This window comes from Deltaproteobacteria bacterium (genome assembly GCA_009692615.1).
Taxonomy (GTDB): Bacteria; Desulfobacterota; Binatia; order UBA9968; family UBA9968; genus DP-20.
Map to the genome: position 1 here is coordinate 35312 of SHYW01000003.1, position 15019 is coordinate 50330.

Below are 15019 nucleotides of genomic sequence, written 5' to 3' on the forward strand. Positions count from 1 at the left end.
TCCCCCCTTTGAAAAAGGGGGATCGAGGGGGATTTAACTTTGCGCGCAGAAGAAAATCTCCTCCCCTTTCTCAAAGCGGGTGATTCAATTCAATTTGCTATGGCGGGGTGATTTCGATCAACACCGCTTCAGGGTCGGCGCCCCAGCGCAGCGGCAGCAGGATGCTGCCGAGGCCGCGCGAGACTACGAGCAGCGATTTGCCGAAGCTGAACAACCCTTCGTCGAGGCAGAAGCGGCTTTGGCGAATGATCGCCGGGCCGCTCGGTAAGCGAATTTGGCCGCCGTGGGTGTGGCCGGATAGCGTCAGCGGTATGCCGCGCGCTTCGGCTTCGTAAAAGTGGTCTGGGTTATGGGCCATCAGTAAGTGCGGCGGGCCGTGTTTGGCGAGCACTCGATCCCAGTCGGGTTTGCCCATGATCCGGTCGTCGATGCCGCCGAGGACGAAACTGCCGCCGCGATGATTAACTATCGTGCTGTCGTTTTTCAAAGTTTGAATGCCGATGGCGGCGAGATTGTTTCTCAGTTCTTCCGGGTTGCCGCCGAAGTAATCGTGGTTGCCGAAACAAAACCAAGCGCCCAACGGCGCGCGCGTGAGCGGCACCAAGGCGTCGAGAATTTTTACCACTTCGCTGACATGGCCGGTGACCAGATCGCCGCCGACGATGACCATGTCGGGTTGCAGTTGCATCAGTTCGTGGACGATGCGCCACAAGGTTTCCGGTTTCAAAAAAATCCCGGCATGAATATCGGTGATCAAGAGCACGCGCAGCGGCGCCAGGCTCTGGGGCCAGTCGGTGGGTGATAATTTCGCTTCGGCGAGGGCGAAGTTCCGTTGCAATTGCCAACTGTAGGGATTCCACAGCGGATCGAGCAAGGGATAGCCGAAGCGCGAGATAAAAATATCGGCGTAGCGGTCGAAGAGCTTGATCAAGCCGCGATTGGGATTCATCAAGCGCCGTTCATTGCCGGTCATGACGCGCGGCGGGTCGAGTCGGCGGGTGCGCAGCGGAGCGGCGGACTCTTCCTGGATGTCGGTGGCTGCGAGCAAGCTCATGGCGGCCATTCTAAACCGTCGGGCCGGGGATTTCACCAGCAATTTGCGGATCGCGTAATGTTGCCGATAATAAAAATGCCCATGATCTGAACCTGAGAGTTAGCTTAGATCCGATATCGGGGCAAATGGCGAGTTGGCAATTGGCCGTGAAACCATTACATTGCCCTGAGAAGTTCGTATATTCGCTCAAAGAAACTCTGGAGGAGCTCATGAAGGAAAGAATTATTGCTGCGAGTTCAGGGCAACGGATTGTCATGTCTCTGCTGACGCTTGTCGCTCTTGGCTTCGCGGCGATTTCCGTTTTGGCCGCCGAAGCGCCGCGCTCCGGTGGCGAATTGGTTTTTGCCGTCGGCGAAACGCCGCCGTCCTATGACGGCCATCGCGAGACGACTTTCGGCATGCTCCATCCGGTGGCGCCCCACTACAGCACGTTGCTGCGTTTCGATCCGCAGAATTATCCCAAGATCGTCGGCGATGTCGCCGAGAGCTGGTCGTTCTCACGCGACGGCATGACCGCGACCTTCAAGATTCGCAAGGGCATTAAATTCCATGACGGCACGCCGCTGACGGCCCACGACGTCAAAGCGACTTACGATAAGATTATTTTTCCCGCCGAAGGAGTGGCGAGCGCGCGCAAGGCGTCCTACGCGATGGTCGACAAGGTCGAGGCGCCGGACGATTTGACCGTGGTGTTCAAGCTCAAACATATCGCCGCGTCGTTCCTGGCCAATCTCGCGTCGCCGTGGAACTTTATCTACAGCGCGGCCAAGCTCAAGCAAGATCCGCGCTGGTATGAAAAAAACGTCATGGGTTCCGGGCCGTTTGTTTTTGTCGATCACGTCGCCGGTTCGCACTGGGTCGGCAAGAAAAATCTCAACTACTTTATGCCGGGGCGGCCCTATCTCGACGGCTTCAAGGCGGTGTTTATTCGCGACACTGCGCCGCGCATTGCCGCGATACGCAGCGGCCAAGCGCTGGTCGAGTTTCGCGGCTTCAATCCAGCGGCGCGCGATGATGTGGTCAAATCCTTGGGCGACAAAGCGGTGGTGCAAGAAAGCCCGTGGGCGTGTAATATCTTGGTCGCCTTCAACAATGAGAAGAAGCCCTTCAGCGATGTCCGTGTGCGGCGCGCTCTGACCCTGGCCATCGACCGTAACGAGGCTTCGAAAGCGTTGGCGCAAATCTCGGTGATGAAATATGTCGGCGGCGTGTTTCGGCCGGGGTCGCAATTTGCTACGCCGCAAGCTGAGCTTAACAAACTGTCCGGGTTTGGCAAAAACATCGACGCGGCGCGCGCCGAAGCCAAGCGTTTGCTCAAAGAAGCCGGCGTGGCCGAAGGCTTTTCTTTCGTATTGAAGAACCGCAACGTCAAGGAGCCCTATGAAGTCACCGGCGTTTATTTGGTCGATCAGTGGCGCAAGATCGGTTTAAACGTGACCCATCAACCGCTCGAAGGCGGGCCGTACTTTAACGATCTACGCCAGGGCAATTTCGATGCCGGTGTCGACTTTGACTGCGAGTTCATGGACGAGCCGGATCTCTACTTGCTTAAATATTTGAGCAGCGACAAAAGTCCGGTCAACTACTCGCGCTACAAAGACCCGATGCTCGACGAACTCTACGAGCGCCAGAGCCGCATGCTCGATCTGCAAGACCGCTTGCCGATTATTAGGCAGATGGAAAAGCGTGCGATTGCCGAGCAGGCTTATCAGTTTCCGATTCTCTGGTGGCAGCGGGTCATTCCGCACAGCAATCGGCTCAAGGGTTGGAAGATTGGCCCGAGCCATTATGTCAATCAGGATTTGCGCGATGTTTGGCTAGGGCAGTGAGGAACTAGATGTCAGTTGTCAGGAGTCAGTAGTCAGAAGTTCGCAGTGGGTTGGGGTTTTGTCGGATGGGCAATTATATTGTTAAACGTTTGCTGTTGATGATTCCGACGTTGTTCGGCGTTGCCGTGGTGGTATTTTTTTTGTTGCGAGTGGCGCCGGGGGATATTGTCGAGCTGAAATACGCCGGCAGCGGCACCTTCGCACCCAAGGAAGCGCTCGATCGCGAGCGCGCGCAGTTGGGTTTGGATAAGCCACTGGCGCAGCAGTTCGTGGTTTGGATCGCCGGCATCACGCGCTTCGACTTCGGCGATTCGATGTGGACCGGCCGGCCGATCACCGACGAGATCAAGATTCGTTTGGAGTTAAGTTTAGAACTTGCGCTGATGGCGACTTTGGTCGCGGTCTTGATCGCGCTGCCCTGCGGCACGCTGGCGGCGCTCAAGCAGGATACTTGGGTCGACTATTTGGTGCGGATTTTTTCCATCGGTGGATTAGCCGTGCCGTCATTTTGGTTGGGTATCGTCATCATTCTTTTTTTCTTGATCGTCTTCAAATGGCTGCCGCCGCTGACTTTCACTTCTTTCTGGGTCGATCCCTGGGCCAATTTGACACAGCTGATTTGGCCGGCCCTTGCCGTCGGTTACCGCTATTCGGCGATGGCGACGCGCATGACGCGCTCGGCGGTTTTGGATGTGCTGCGCGAAGATTTCGTCCGTACCGCCCGCGCCAAGGGACTACGGGAAAATGCCGTCGTAGTCAAACATGCGCTGCGCAACGCGCTGTTGCCGATCGTCACCGTGATCGGTTTGGAGTTCGCCTTTCTGATCGGCGGTTTGGTGGTCACCGAGCAGGTGTTCAACTTGAACGGCATCGGTATGCTGTTCGTCGAATCGATCACGCATCGCGATTACACGATGACCCAGGCGCTGGTGCTGTTGGTTTCGTTTGCCTTTATCCTGATGAATTTTTTGATCGATCTGATGTACGCCTGGCTCGATCCGCGTATCCGTTACCAATGACATCGCTGCCGAGTCCGACATCGTGACGCGTTTCGCTGCGCAAAAATGGCTCGCCGGCGCATGCTACTTTGGCTCGCGCTGGCCCCTCGGTGGCGCTGGCGCGTTGATCATCGTCCTGATGCTGTTAGCGGCCATGTTGGCGCATCTGTTGGCGCCCTTCGATCCTCTCGATACCGACTACGGCGCCATGCTCCAAGCGCCCGGCGCCAAGCATTGGTTTGGCACCGACTCTTTCGGCCGCGATCTTCTCTCGCGGGTTCTGTTTGGCGCCCGCACGGCGTTGTTGGTGGGCTTTTGCTCGTCGTTTTTCGCCACCAGCGCCGGCGCGGTGATCGGCGCGACCTGCGCCTACTTCGGCGGTCGGGTCGATCTCTTGATGCAGCGCTTGATGGATATTTTACTTTCGTTTCCGTTGATCGTTTTAGCCTTGGTGGTGGTGTCGATCATGGGTTCGGGGATCTCGAACGTGATCATCGCGATCTCGGTGCCGATGATTCCGCGCGCCGCATTGGTCGTGCGCAGCAGCGCTTTGGCGTTGCGCCAAATGCTCTTCGTCGAAGCTGCGCTGACCCTCGGCGCCAGCCATGGACGGATTATTTTTCGCCATATGCTGCCCAATGTATTGGCGCCCTACCTGATCATGCTGACGGCATTTCTCGGTCAGGCGATTCTTTTGGAAGCGTCGCTTTCTTTTCTCGGTTTGGGCGTCGCTGAGCCGACGGCGGCGTGGGGCTTGATGTTGCGCGGCGCGGCGGTGGAGTTCGCCGAGCGCGCGCCTTGGCTGGCGCTATTTCCCGGACTGGCGATCAGTCTGGCGGTGTTCGCTTTCAATGTTTTGGGCGATTCGCTGCGCGATGCCCTCGATCCCAAGTTGCGCCTACCTTAGCGAGAATCGGTGCTGCGATACGATATCGTTGAGTTACGATCTTAACTTGAAGCTGAGCCGCTATTTGCCGTTTCGCCATGGATCTGAGCCCACCGGTGCGCTGCGGCCTTCGTAGAAACGCTTTTGCAGTTTGTAGAGATCGGGGATGGTCATCAGTTCGTTGTGGGTTTTGCCATCGCTGGCGGTGAATTCAAATACGACGCGGCGAGCGTCTTTAGAAATCTTTACCAGCTGGCCTTTCTGGCCGTCAACCAACCGGCCGATGGTGCGGAGCATTTCAGCTAAGCTGTGAATGTCGGGAAGTTTGCCGGCGGTAAAGCGCCGGCTGATGCCGATGTCATCAATCCGGTTTATATCTTCGGCTGCGTATCGCTGGTTGAATTCGACGCTTGCCGTTAGCCCTTTCTGGCCGAGCGCGGTGACGTCGCGGCTGAGGAAATCGGCGCAAAATTCTTTTAGACCTTTGCGCTGGGGCGTGGGCTGGCGCGCGTCCAGTCGACTCTTCGCGCATCGGCCGCTGACGACAAACGTCTCGCCGTGAAATTTAATCTCAACGGTGTCGGGAAATAAATCGGCGAGATCCTGGCCGATGACGCGTAGCGCCCGAGCAAAAGTTCCTGGCGTCGTCGAGGTTAATATTTTGAACGATTGGGCGAGTCTCATATTGACTTAAGATCGGCGTGTTTGACCCTGACTTAAGTCAAATAGCTTGTTTTTTGGTTGGTGTTGGAATCACACCCCGTCAGGATTGGCGGCGGCGGTTTCAATGTCGCTACGTTCGGTGGTGTAGCCGCTTTGTAGGCGATACAGCTCAGTGTTGTCGAGTTCGACCTTGTGCGGGGTAATGTCGGTATCGCAGTACTCGAAGACGACGTGATGGAGGTCTTTATAGATTTTCACGAGCCGGCCGAGATGGCTATCGATGACCTTGCCGATGGTGCGCAGCCGTTCGCCGAGGCTATAAATTTCCGGCATGCCGCCGTCGCCAACTCGGCACTGATTGCCGCGCTTGTAGATCTCGTCGATACTCTCCGCGTTGTAACTGCGCGAGAACGGCACTAGGTCGAGATCGGCTTCAGGCGTGTGATGGTTGAGAAGCTTGGCGCCCAACCTTCTGAGCCCGGCCCAGCCGCTGGATTCTAGGGCTTCGAGCCGAGTGCGATTGCACATGCCGCGGGCGATAAAGTCGTCGCCTTCAGGCTCGATGGTCACGCTTTCGGGCAGTAAATCGGAAAGATCTTGACCGATGGCGCGTAACGCTCGCGCGTAGTAACCGGGAAATTGTTCCATCAACTTGCTCCTTCTATTCGATATTATGATTCAACGAGGATTTTGGCACAATCAATAATTCCAGCGCGCCGAGGAATCCGGGGTCCATGCGAAGAATATCGGCCCGCACCTGTTGGATCCGTATTAAGTTCTTGACCCGCCGATGCCTAGCGTACTAAAAACTAGCTAAACGTCAACAAAAAAATTGATATTTAGAGAGAGGTAACGGCAAACATGGCAGATGCAGGAAGTTTGAAAACCTTAAGCAAGGCGGGTAATGAGCTCGGCGCCAAGACGACGTACCAGTTGTTTCTCGAAAAAGAAGCGCTTCCGGCGCTACGCGGCTTTCACATTGACGATATCAATACGGTGGAACTCCATTCCTGGGCCCGGTTTGACGGGCGCGGCGTGTTTCTCAATCTTGACGGTTCGGAGGGTGTCAACGATTGCTACATCGTCGAGATCGCCCCAGGAAAATCGCTGGCGCCGCAGCGTCATATGTTCGAGGAGCTGGTTTACGTCGTCAGCGGCCACGGCGCGACGACTGTGTGGCAGGAGGGCGGTAAAAAACAAACTTTTGAATGGGGCCAAGGCGCATTGTTTTCGCCGCCGCTCAATGCCAGCTATCAGCATTTCAACGGCGCCGGCGACAAACCGGTGCGCTTGTTGGCGATGACCAACGCGCCGACCGTGCTCAATCTCTACCACAACATCGACTTCGTCTTTAATTGCGATTACCGCTTCACCGACCGCTATGCCGGCGAGGAGGATTTTTTTAACGGTGTGGCGAAGATTCCCGGCGCTGGGTTCCACGACACCAACTTCATCCGCGATGTGCGCGCTTATGAATTGCCGGACCGCAACGACCGCGGCGCTGGCGGCAAGATGTTGATGATCGAGATGTCGAACAACGTCATGTCGGCGCATATCTCGCAGTTCCCCGTGGCGACCTACAAGAAGGCCCACCGCCACGGCGCCGGCGCCCATGTGATTATCCTCAAGGGCGAAGGGTTCTCGATGGTGTGGAAAGAAGGCGAGGACATCAAGCGCTACAGCTGGAGCCCCGGCAGTTTGATGGTGCCGCCCGAACGTAGCTTTCATCAACACTTCAACGTCGGCGCCGAGCCGGCGCGTTACCTGGCGCTGAAACCGTTTAGCAGCCGCAAATTTCCCGGCCTGCGCAAACAATGGGGCACTTCGGAAAGCGTCAAGTTGGGCGGCGATCAAATCGAATATGAAGACGAGGCGCCGCTGATTCGCGCGACTTTCGAAGAAGAACTCGCCAAGCGCGGCGTCACGAGTCGGATGGGGCCGGTTTACAAGGCGGCGAGCTGAATTGTGGATCACCGGGCTGTTTTACCACGAAGGACACGAAGTGCACGAAGCTCGGAGATTGAAATTTGCGAATCCTTCGTGGAGCATCGTGTCCTTCGTGGTGAGTAATCTTCTGCACGCTTGGCACTAGCGGATGGATGTTTACATGAAATCGTTAATTCTATTTTTCTGTTTTCTCACGTTGAGTGTTGTTCCTCAGTCGGTCGAAGGCGCGGACAAGACGCGCATCGCGGTGACCAACTTTAACATGACCTTTTTGCCCACCGGCGTGGCGCTCAAACGAGGCTTTTTCAAAGATGAAGGTCTCGAGGTTGAGATCATCCGCATGAACACGCCGACAACATTGGCAGCAATGACCACCGGGGAAGTCGGTTACACGCTCTTATTCGGCTCCATTGTGCGTGCGGCACTGCGCGGCATGCCGATTCGTGCCCTGGCGAGTCTGATCGATAGTCCGACTTATGCGCTGATATCTCGGCCGGAGTACAAGTCGGTCAAAGAACTTAAAGCCAAGACTATTGGCATCGCCAACTTCGGCGGCACCGATGAAGTCTTGTCGCGCTTGATCTTTCGCAAGCAAGGTCTCGACGACAAGGAGATAAAATTTCTCGCCCTCGGTCCGGACCGTGCGCGCTTGGCGGCGTTGAAAGAAGGGATCATCGACGTGGCGATCATTTCACCGCCCGGCGACACCATCGGCCGGCAAATGGGCTTCAACGTGTTGACCCGGGCTTATGAGAATTTCACCTTTCCGTTTAGCGGCGTCGGGACAACGACGAAACTGCTGAAGGATCGGCCCCAGGAAGTCAGAAAAATGACCAAGGCGCTAGTGCGCGCCAACCGATTGATCCGTGACGACAAGGAAAGTGCCGTGCGCGTGCTGATCGAGTGGGCCGGGTTAGAACGTGATCACGCAATCGCGTCTTGGGACTCGACATGGAAAGTACTTAGCCCAGACGGAACCATACCGGCCGAGGGCATGAAGCTCTTACTCGACCAAGCCAAGAGCGAAATGAAGCTGACCCGCGACGTGCCTATCAGCGAGATCGTCGACCCCGCGCCGTTGCAAGACGTGCAGCGCGAGCTGGGAATAAGAAGACCCTAGAGATCTCAGCAGAAGCGTCGGCCTCGGAAGTTTTACCGCAAAGAACGCAAAGTACGCAAAACATATAATTGGGAATTGTTTTCGCGCCGTGTAAGGGAGCAGAAAATGTCGGAAGCAGAAATTCTCCGCGATCTCGATCGGAAGCTGCGCGGGTTGAGCGTTGAAGGGTTGTGGTCGCCGGCGTCGGATGCCGACATGGCGACCTACAGCAAAGATCCTCACACGACGGTGTTGCCCCATGTTTGGAAGTGGCCGGCGCTTTACGAGGCGATTCAAACCGTCGCCAGCATGCATGGCCTCGACGGCTTGGCCGAACGGCGTGTGCTGCGGCTGATCAATCCGGCCTATCTCGATCAGCACAATCGCCGGCAACGGACGACTACGCATACCATGCTGATGACGTTGCAATTGCTCAAGCCCGGTGAAGTCGCCCACGATCACCGCCATAATTTCGCCGCCTTTCGTTTCATTCTCAAAGGCGCCGGCGCCTACACGGTGGTGGAAGGCGAGCAAATTCCGATGGCGGCCGGCGATCTGATTCTTACTCCGTCCATGACTTGGCATGGCCATCGTAACGGCGGCGAACCGGTGGTGTGGCTCGACGGTCTCGACAATCCGCTGCTGTTCTTGTTGCAGTCGATCACTTGGGAGGCTTATCCCGGCGGCTTGCAGCCGATGAAAGCGAGTTTTGAAAACACCGCGCCGCGCATCGGCGCCACCAGGCCGCTTTGGGAAAAATCCGCGCAACGGCCGAGCTACAACTTGCACTACAAATGGCGGGATACTTACGAAAAGCTACGCAGTCTGAGTGCCGGGACCGGCAGTCCGTTCGATGGTATTGCGCTGGAGTACGTCAATCCCGAAGGCGGCCACACCATGCCGACCATGTCCTGCGCGATTCAGATGCTTCGGCCCGGTGAAGCGACCAGGACGCATCGCCACAACTATAGCGTCGTCTATCACGCCTTTCGCGGCAGCGGCGTGACGGTGATCGACGGGCAACGGTTTGAGTGGGATGAGGGCGACTGCTTCGTCGTGCCGCTGTGGAGCTGGCATAGTCACGAGAATCGTTCGAAGAGTGACGAGGCGATTCTCTTTTCTGTGAGCGATCTACCGGTGATGGAGGCGTTGAAACTTTTGCGCGAAGAAGCGGCCTGAGATCGCGCGCGTGGTCGCGCGCGATCTCAATTCCAAGTTACAGATTCCAAATTTCAAATCGTCAGCGGCTCTGCAGGACCTGGCCACCCATGTTGGTGATCTTATCGACGTGGATTTGTACGATGATGCCTTTGCGCTCGGGATCTTTGTCCAGCTCTTCTTTGACGCAGCGCGCCATGCCTTGCTCCCACACCGGTCCCGATTCGTGCAATTCGGCCGTGCCATGAAAACGCCACGCCGCCTTGGTTTTGGCGTCGCGGAACAGCACGATGACTTTCTTGTTCTCTCTGAGGTTCTTCAAATGCACCCGCTTGGTGCGCTCCAAATATGCCAGCGACTGCTTGTCGTAGACCATCACGCTGCCTTTGTAGCCGATGTCCGGTTCGCCGTCGCCCGACACCGTCGCGAGAACGCAGGCACAGCCGTTGGCTAGGGCCGGTTCGATCATTTCTTTCATCTGGTCGAGAATTTCAATCATGGTTCACCTCCTAGAGTGCACTACTAGTAAACAATTGGCCAATCGTCAAACTGCACGAAAAGAAATTCGGATATTAACCACGAAAAACACGAAAGGGTCGGCAAGCTAATTCCGATTTTCGTGTGTTTCGTGCCTTTCGTGGTTAAATTCTTTATTCCGAATTTTCTAACCGACAAGCCGCGGGCCGTAGAGTTTTACCGAGTTGTCCCAGAGGATTTTTCGTTTGGCTTCGCTGGAAATCGGCTGGGCGTCGAAGTCCGGCAGCGCGCGTTCGGGCTCAATGGCGTCGGGGTGCGGGTAGTCGGTGTTCCAGACGATGTTCTCGCCGTTCATTTCTTCGACGACGTGCTTGAGCGTGCGTTCGTCGCTGTCGCAGGAAACCATGCACTGGCGCATGAAATATTCCGTCGGCCGCAGTGTCAAATTTTCCGACTTGCCCATGACGCTGTTGCGGCCATGGGTGTGGTCGTCCATGCGGCCGAGCCAGAAGGGCAGCCAGCCGGCGTTCGATTCGAGAATGGCCAGCCGCAGTTTGGGAAAGCGTTCCAACACGCCGGCAAAAATAAAGTGGCCGAGGGTGGTCATGTTGTCGCAGGGAAAACCGAGCGCATGATTCAAACCGCGGAGCGCCAGCTGGGTGTCGTCTTTGCGATTGCCTTCGAGTTCGCGGAACGGTTGAAAGCGGCGCTGGCGATTCTCGCCGTGGACGGCGATGGGGAAGTCCAGCTCGGAGGCCAGGTTCCACATGGCGTCGTACTCGGGTTCGTGCAGCCATTTGCCTTCCGGCAAATAAGGGTTGCGCACCGATACCGCGCCTAACTCCTCGACGGCGCGGCGCGCTTCCTTGACCATCTCGCCGACATCCGAGCCCGGCAACACGGCGACGAACTTCAGCCGTTTGGGATCGGTGCTGCAATAGTCGTGGCACCAGTTGTTATACGCGCGACACATGGCGGCGCCGAGTTGAAGATCTTTGAGCGCGATACGGTAGGCGAAGTTGCCGTTGTTACCGCTCGGCAGGAGCACCTGAATGTCCCAACCGTACTTGTCCATGTCGCTGAGCCGAATCTGCGGCGACCACCATTGGCGATATGCCTCGCCATACTTTTCTTCAAAGGCGCGCCGCGCACTTTCGACGTGCGCCGACTGGAATTCGCTCTTGGTGATGAACTTGCCATCGGGCTCGTAAACCATGAAGTTGCCGTCCATATACGCAACCTTCGGCACCTGATCGCGGAACTTGGGCTCGACGTAGCGCTCCCAAAGATACTGCGGTTCGTGCATGTGGCCGTCGGCGTCGATGACTTTAAAAGTTTTCCACATATGGGTCTCCGGTTTGTGAGTCCGTTATAGATTGAGATGATGCAATGTTAACGCTGTGCTGTGCGGCGGGCTCGCACGATATTGAATAGAGGCACGCCGCCCGTGCATAGCAGCTACGGGTTAGAGCGCACTGACAACGCATATTCGAGGTTCTTGATTGAGCGCTCGCAATAACTATCAAAGTCCTGGTCTTTTCGAAATGCGAATTGAAAGTAACATAGCAATGCCTCAATCTCGGGACGGGTCAATTCTGTACAAATCTCTCCGAGCCGATGCTGCCCCCGTAGGTCGTCCGGCATTGGGCCGAAGCGATACGTAAGGTGGTCTCTACAGACGTCTAAATCTTCCGGCTCGTGGATTGCCGCGATTAGATAACCTGGCAGAAAGAAACAGTACGCTTCGACTGTAAATAAACCGTCGTTGTCGCCATACCTTCGAAGTTCTTGTCCTTTCAGTTCTCGCCAGGATTTGGCTTTGAAGAACTCTGCCATCTCTTGGCATTCCCAACAGGGTTCATCGTATGCGCCACCGTTTCGCTTGTCGTATTTACAACGCGTAATGTTGTTGTCACCGGGGTAATGACGCGACTCAAAGGCAGTTGTGATGGTGGGGGCAATGGATTCCATGCGCTCTATTCCAATTTACCTTCGACGAAGTGGTGAATTTTCTTCCTGTTCGGTTTTACTAATCCGCCGCCACCAACAACCCGTCGCGATGCTCGACGGTTTTTCCGGTCATCTCCATGCCTGCTTGCGCGGCGAGGACGAAGCCGTTGCCTAAACTTTCCGGGCCGGGCAAGCGTTGGCGCGCTTCTTCGGGCGCGTCTTCCGTTGCGATCGCTTGCTTGGGGCTGAAGGCAACGATGCAGATGTTCCACTCGCGTTCTTCTTCGGCCATGAATTTGGTGAAGGTGCGAATGGCGTCTTTGCTGACGACATAAGGCGATGCGCCGTGATTTTCCGGCCGGCCGCCGCCCCAGAGATTGACGATGTTGCCCGAGCGGCGTTCTTCCATGAATGGCACGACGTACTTCGAGCAAAGAAACGTGCCGCCGAGGTTGGTTTGAATTACGCTGTTCCAGAAGTCGTAACTTAAATTGCGCACCCGCGGCCAGCGGGGAATGCCCCAATTGAAATGCGGCACGATGCCGGCGTCGTTGATCAGTGCGTCGATCTGGCCGAAGCGGTCGGCGACTTTGTAAACTAATTGACGCACGTCTTTTTCGTCGCGCACGTCGGTGGGAACAGCGATGGCCTCGGCGCCGAGTTTCTGCACTTCGCCCAAGGTTTTATGCAGACGTTCGGCGTCGGCGTCGGCGAGCACGATCTTCGCGCCGGCCTTGGCTAGCGTATGCGACGCATGGCGGCCGATGCCCTTGGCCGCGCCGGTGACGATAACAACTTTTCCTTGCATGAAATTGATCCTCCTAAACTTTAATTTTCCAATTATGAAGCGAAACTCGAATCTTGCGCCACGCGCTTATTTCGCTTTCTAGTCGGCTTTAAACCCGATGTCTTTATGGGAACCCTGGCAGAAGGGGACGTTTTTAAACGCGGTTATTTTCACCTCTGCAATGATGTTCTCCTTGTCGTAATTGCAAACGTTGCTAAATGTTTTTCTATTTATCGCGCCAGGTGTGAATCGGCTGCCAACCGAGCAGCTCTTTCGCGCGCGCGTTGGCGTAAACTCCCTTGCTGCCGGTTAAACCGCGGGCTCTGTCGCCGATGGCCGGCCGGACACGCGGGTAAAGATCGCATAACGGTTCGGCCAGCGTGCTGTCGTCGGCGACGACAAACATGACGGTGCCGCCCGGCACTGGCCGCTCCACCGCCAAGCGAAACGCCACGGCGAGATCGCGCGCGTCGATGTAACTGTAGGCTTGAAAGCCCGCCGGCTTTCGGCCACCGGCTTTTTTCATTTCTTCGAGTTCCTCGGGCGCTACCACTCCGCTCGGCCGCAGGCTGACCGTTTCGAGCCCCTTCCGCGCATAGGACCGCGCGATGGTCTCGCCGATTTCCTTTGAAAGACCATAAGCGTCTTCGGGCCGCAGCGGATGCGCTTCGTCGATGGGCAAGTAGTCCGGCATGAACTTTTCACTATAGCTCCAGCCGACAATCGCGTTGCTGCTCGCCGACACGACACGCTTTACGCCCAGGCGAAAGGCGGCGTGATGGGCGTTGAAAGTCCCGATGACGTTGGTCCGATAAACCACTGGGGTTGTCGCGATATTGGGACTATGAACCGCCGCCAGATGAATCACCGCGTGGTTGCCGGCCATCGCTTCCATTACTTGGCCAAGATCCTCAATGTCGCCGATCAAATATTTCACCGGGTCGCGTTCTGGGCCCGGGATTCGGTCGAGCACCGTCACGTCATGCCCCGAGTTGACCAACTCTTGGACGACGAAACGACCCACTTTGCCTTGTCCGCCGGTAACGAGGATTTTCATGAGTTTGCTCTAAATGGTTCGACGACGAACCTCACAAACTATATAACGCCCGGGAGTTGGCGCTGACGATTTTCGCGGCGATCGCTGGATTCAACCGCGGATCGTTGCAGATGCCGTCGAGCGCGGCGAGCTCGGTTGCGCTATCGGCGTGTCCATAGTCGGTGCCGACCACCAGGTTATCGTCGCCGGCGGCTTGAATGATGTAAGGAAGATCGTCTCTGGTTTCGCAGCCGACGTAGAACCGGCTTTCGCGCAGTAAATTTTTCGTGTGCAACTCGCGCCCCTGCAGATGGTACCGCTTGGCTAAATCGGTTAGCACATAGGGCAACCATTGCGCGCTAACTTCGAGGAAGGCAATTTTAAGCTTGGGAAAACGTTCGGGGATTTTGTCGGCGATCAGATTGTGAAACGCGCCGACGATCACCAGCTTAAATTTGGCAAAGCCGATGGTTTCGTATTTGTAGTAGTCGAACAACGCCGTGCTGCCAGTGGCCGAGTGGATGCATATCGGCAGATCGAGACGACTCGCGGCGTCGTAGAGCGGGAAGAAATAACTATCGCTCAACAACTTCTCGCACTCCGAGCCGCGCAGAAAGATGCCCACCGCGCCGTTTTCCTTGGCGAACTTCGCTTCCTCAAAAACCTTATCCATGCTGAATAGCGGCAACACCGCCACCCATCGCAAACGCTCCTTCGCCTGCTTCCAGATATCTGCCATCCAGCGGTTGTAGCTGCGGCAAAGCGCCAGTTCGATCTCCGGCCGCTGTGTCAGCGGAATAATAAATATGGTCGGGAAAATCACTTGGATGTCGATGCCCAGCTCATCCATATGCTTGAGCCGCGCAGCGGGGTCGCTTAATTCGCGTGAGGCCATCGGCGTATTCTTGCCGACGTTACGCGACTTAAGCCGCAGGGTGCCGTCCACCAGCCAGTATTCGTCGTTCGACGAACCGTCGGTAGAGCCGACAACCTGCGGCCGGTATTTGCGCTCGCCACCTTCCATGTATTGCCAAGTTTGCGTGGTTTCCAGCACATGGGCATCGGCGTCAATTTTGATCATGGGACTTCATCTCCAGCGGATGTTTGGCTTGACTTAGCTGTCATAACACCGGGC

The 15019-nt window shown here is 56.3% G+C and carries 15 protein-coding genes; 6 read left to right on the forward strand and 9 right to left on the reverse strand.

Translation table 11 applies throughout. The features are described from left to right. Positions 1 to 97 precede the first annotated feature (97 nt). Positions 98 to 1063 carry a metallophosphoesterase gene (locus EXR70_01075; protein ID MSP37067.1) on the reverse strand — a complete coding sequence of 322 codons (966 nt, stop codon included), beginning with the start codon at positions 1061 to 1063 and terminating at the stop codon, positions 98 to 100. Between the two features lie 245 nt (positions 1064 to 1308). On the opposite strand from EXR70_01075, the gene EXR70_01080 reads away from it, so the two are divergent. The 3 genes from EXR70_01080 (at position 1309) to EXR70_01090 (ending at position 4788) form a co-directional block, all read left to right on the forward strand. Then, positions 1309 to 2883 carry an ABC transporter substrate-binding protein gene (locus EXR70_01080; GenBank protein MSP37068.1) on the forward strand — a complete coding sequence of 525 codons (1575 nt, stop codon included), beginning with the start codon at positions 1309 to 1311 and terminating at the stop codon, positions 2881 to 2883. Positions 2884 to 2948: 65 nt separating this feature from the next. After that, a complete protein-coding gene (locus tag EXR70_01085; protein ID MSP37069.1) occupies positions 2949 to 3902 on the forward strand; it encodes an ABC transporter permease in 954 nt (317 codons plus the stop codon). A gap of 118 nt (positions 3903 to 4020) precedes the next feature. Then, a complete protein-coding gene (locus tag EXR70_01090; protein ID MSP37070.1) occupies positions 4021 to 4788 on the forward strand; it encodes an ABC transporter permease in 768 nt (255 codons plus the stop codon). A 60-nt stretch (positions 4789 to 4848) separates the two neighbouring features. Here the strand turns inward: EXR70_01090 and EXR70_01095 are convergent, their stop codons facing one another. Both EXR70_01095 and EXR70_01100 read right to left on the reverse strand, forming a co-directional pair. Further along, entirely contained in the window at positions 4849 to 5451 is a 603-nt protein-coding gene (locus tag EXR70_01095) for a hypothetical protein (GenBank protein MSP37071.1), read from the reverse strand. A 69-nt stretch (positions 5452 to 5520) separates the two neighbouring features. Then, positions 5521 to 6078 carry a hypothetical protein gene (locus tag EXR70_01100; protein MSP37072.1) on the reverse strand — a complete coding sequence of 186 codons (558 nt, stop codon included), beginning with the start codon at positions 6076 to 6078 and terminating at the stop codon, positions 5521 to 5523. Between the two features lie 213 nt (positions 6079 to 6291). Between EXR70_01100 and EXR70_01105 the strand changes: the two genes are divergently transcribed. The 3 genes from EXR70_01105 to EXR70_01115 all read left to right on the forward strand — a co-directional run bounded on the left by EXR70_01105 (position 6292) and on the right by EXR70_01115 (position 9655). Beyond that, a complete protein-coding gene (locus EXR70_01105; protein ID MSP37073.1) occupies positions 6292 to 7392 on the forward strand; it encodes a cupin domain-containing protein in 1101 nt (366 codons plus the stop codon). Between the two features lie 133 nt (positions 7393 to 7525). Beyond that, positions 7526 to 8497 carry an ABC transporter substrate-binding protein gene (locus EXR70_01110; protein MSP37074.1) on the forward strand — a complete coding sequence of 324 codons (972 nt, stop codon included), beginning with the start codon at positions 7526 to 7528 and terminating at the stop codon, positions 8495 to 8497. 105 nt (positions 8498 to 8602) lie between these two features. Next, positions 8603 to 9655 carry a cupin domain-containing protein gene (locus tag EXR70_01115; GenBank protein ID MSP37075.1) on the forward strand — a complete coding sequence of 351 codons (1053 nt, stop codon included), beginning with the start codon at positions 8603 to 8605 and terminating at the stop codon, positions 9653 to 9655. Positions 9656 to 9716: 61 nt separating this feature from the next. Here EXR70_01115 and EXR70_01120 read toward each other — a convergent pair whose 3' ends face one another. From EXR70_01120 to EXR70_01145, 6 genes are all read right to left on the reverse strand, one after another. Then, positions 9717 to 10133: a pyridoxamine 5'-phosphate oxidase family protein gene (locus EXR70_01120; protein ID MSP37076.1), complete on the reverse strand. Its 417-nt coding sequence runs from the start codon at positions 10131 to 10133 to the stop codon at positions 9717 to 9719. Between the two features lie 165 nt (positions 10134 to 10298). Next, complete coding sequence (locus EXR70_01125) at positions 10299 to 11456, reverse strand: amidohydrolase (protein MSP37077.1); 1158 nt, start codon at positions 11454 to 11456, stop codon at positions 10299 to 10301. A 113-nt stretch (positions 11457 to 11569) separates the two neighbouring features. Next, entirely contained in the window at positions 11570 to 12082 is a 513-nt protein-coding gene (locus EXR70_01130) for a hypothetical protein (protein MSP37078.1), read from the reverse strand. A gap of 58 nt (positions 12083 to 12140) precedes the next feature. Further along, positions 12141 to 12869, reverse strand: a complete 729-nt coding sequence (locus EXR70_01135) for an SDR family NAD(P)-dependent oxidoreductase (protein ID MSP37079.1) — start codon at positions 12867 to 12869, stop codon at positions 12141 to 12143. A gap of 205 nt (positions 12870 to 13074) precedes the next feature. Beyond that, complete coding sequence (locus tag EXR70_01140) at positions 13075 to 13905, reverse strand: NAD(P)-dependent oxidoreductase (GenBank protein MSP37080.1); 831 nt, start codon at positions 13903 to 13905, stop codon at positions 13075 to 13077. 31 nt (positions 13906 to 13936) lie between these two features. Beyond that, complete coding sequence (locus tag EXR70_01145; protein MSP37081.1) at positions 13937 to 14965, reverse strand: amidohydrolase; 1029 nt, start codon at positions 14963 to 14965, stop codon at positions 13937 to 13939. Positions 14966 to 15019: the final 54 nt, after the last annotated feature.

Bases quoted from the DNA above. Each gene is read 5' to 3' on its own strand.
- EXR70_01075 (MSP37067.1), bottom strand. From the start codon at position 1,063: ATGGCCGCCATGAGCTTGCTCGCAGCCACCGACATCCAGGAAGAGTCC.
- EXR70_01080 (MSP37068.1), top strand. From the start codon at position 1,309: ATGTCTCTGCTGACGCTTGTCGCTCTTGGCTTCGCGGCGATTTCCGTT.
- EXR70_01085 (MSP37069.1), top strand. From the start codon at position 2,949: ATGGGCAATTATATTGTTAAACGTTTGCTGTTGATGATTCCGACGTTG.
- EXR70_01090 (MSP37070.1), top strand. From the start codon at position 4,021: ATGCTGTTAGCGGCCATGTTGGCGCATCTGTTGGCGCCCTTCGATCCT.
- EXR70_01095 (MSP37071.1), bottom strand. From the start codon at position 5,451: ATGAGACTCGCCCAATCGTTCAAAATATTAACCTCGACGACGCCAGGA.
- EXR70_01100 (MSP37072.1), bottom strand. From the start codon at position 6,078: ATGGAACAATTTCCCGGTTACTACGCGCGAGCGTTACGCGCCATCGGT.
- EXR70_01105 (MSP37073.1), top strand. From the start codon at position 6,292: ATGGCAGATGCAGGAAGTTTGAAAACCTTAAGCAAGGCGGGTAATGAG.
- EXR70_01110 (MSP37074.1), top strand. From the start codon at position 7,526: ATGGATGTTTACATGAAATCGTTAATTCTATTTTTCTGTTTTCTCACG.
- EXR70_01115 (MSP37075.1), top strand. From the start codon at position 8,603: ATGTCGGAAGCAGAAATTCTCCGCGATCTCGATCGGAAGCTGCGCGGG.
- EXR70_01120 (MSP37076.1), bottom strand. From the start codon at position 10,133: ATGATTGAAATTCTCGACCAGATGAAAGAAATGATCGAACCGGCCCTA.
- EXR70_01125 (MSP37077.1), bottom strand. From the start codon at position 11,456: ATGTGGAAAACTTTTAAAGTCATCGACGCCGACGGCCACATGCACGAA.
- EXR70_01130 (MSP37078.1), bottom strand. From the start codon at position 12,082: ATGGAATCCATTGCCCCCACCATCACAACTGCCTTTGAGTCGCGTCAT.
- EXR70_01135 (MSP37079.1), bottom strand. From the start codon at position 12,869: ATGCAAGGAAAAGTTGTTATCGTCACCGGCGCGGCCAAGGGCATCGGC.
- EXR70_01140 (MSP37080.1), bottom strand. From the start codon at position 13,905: ATGAAAATCCTCGTTACCGGCGGACAAGGCAAAGTGGGTCGTTTCGTC.
- EXR70_01145 (MSP37081.1), bottom strand. From the start codon at position 14,965: ATGATCAAAATTGACGCCGATGCCCATGTGCTGGAAACCACGCAAACT.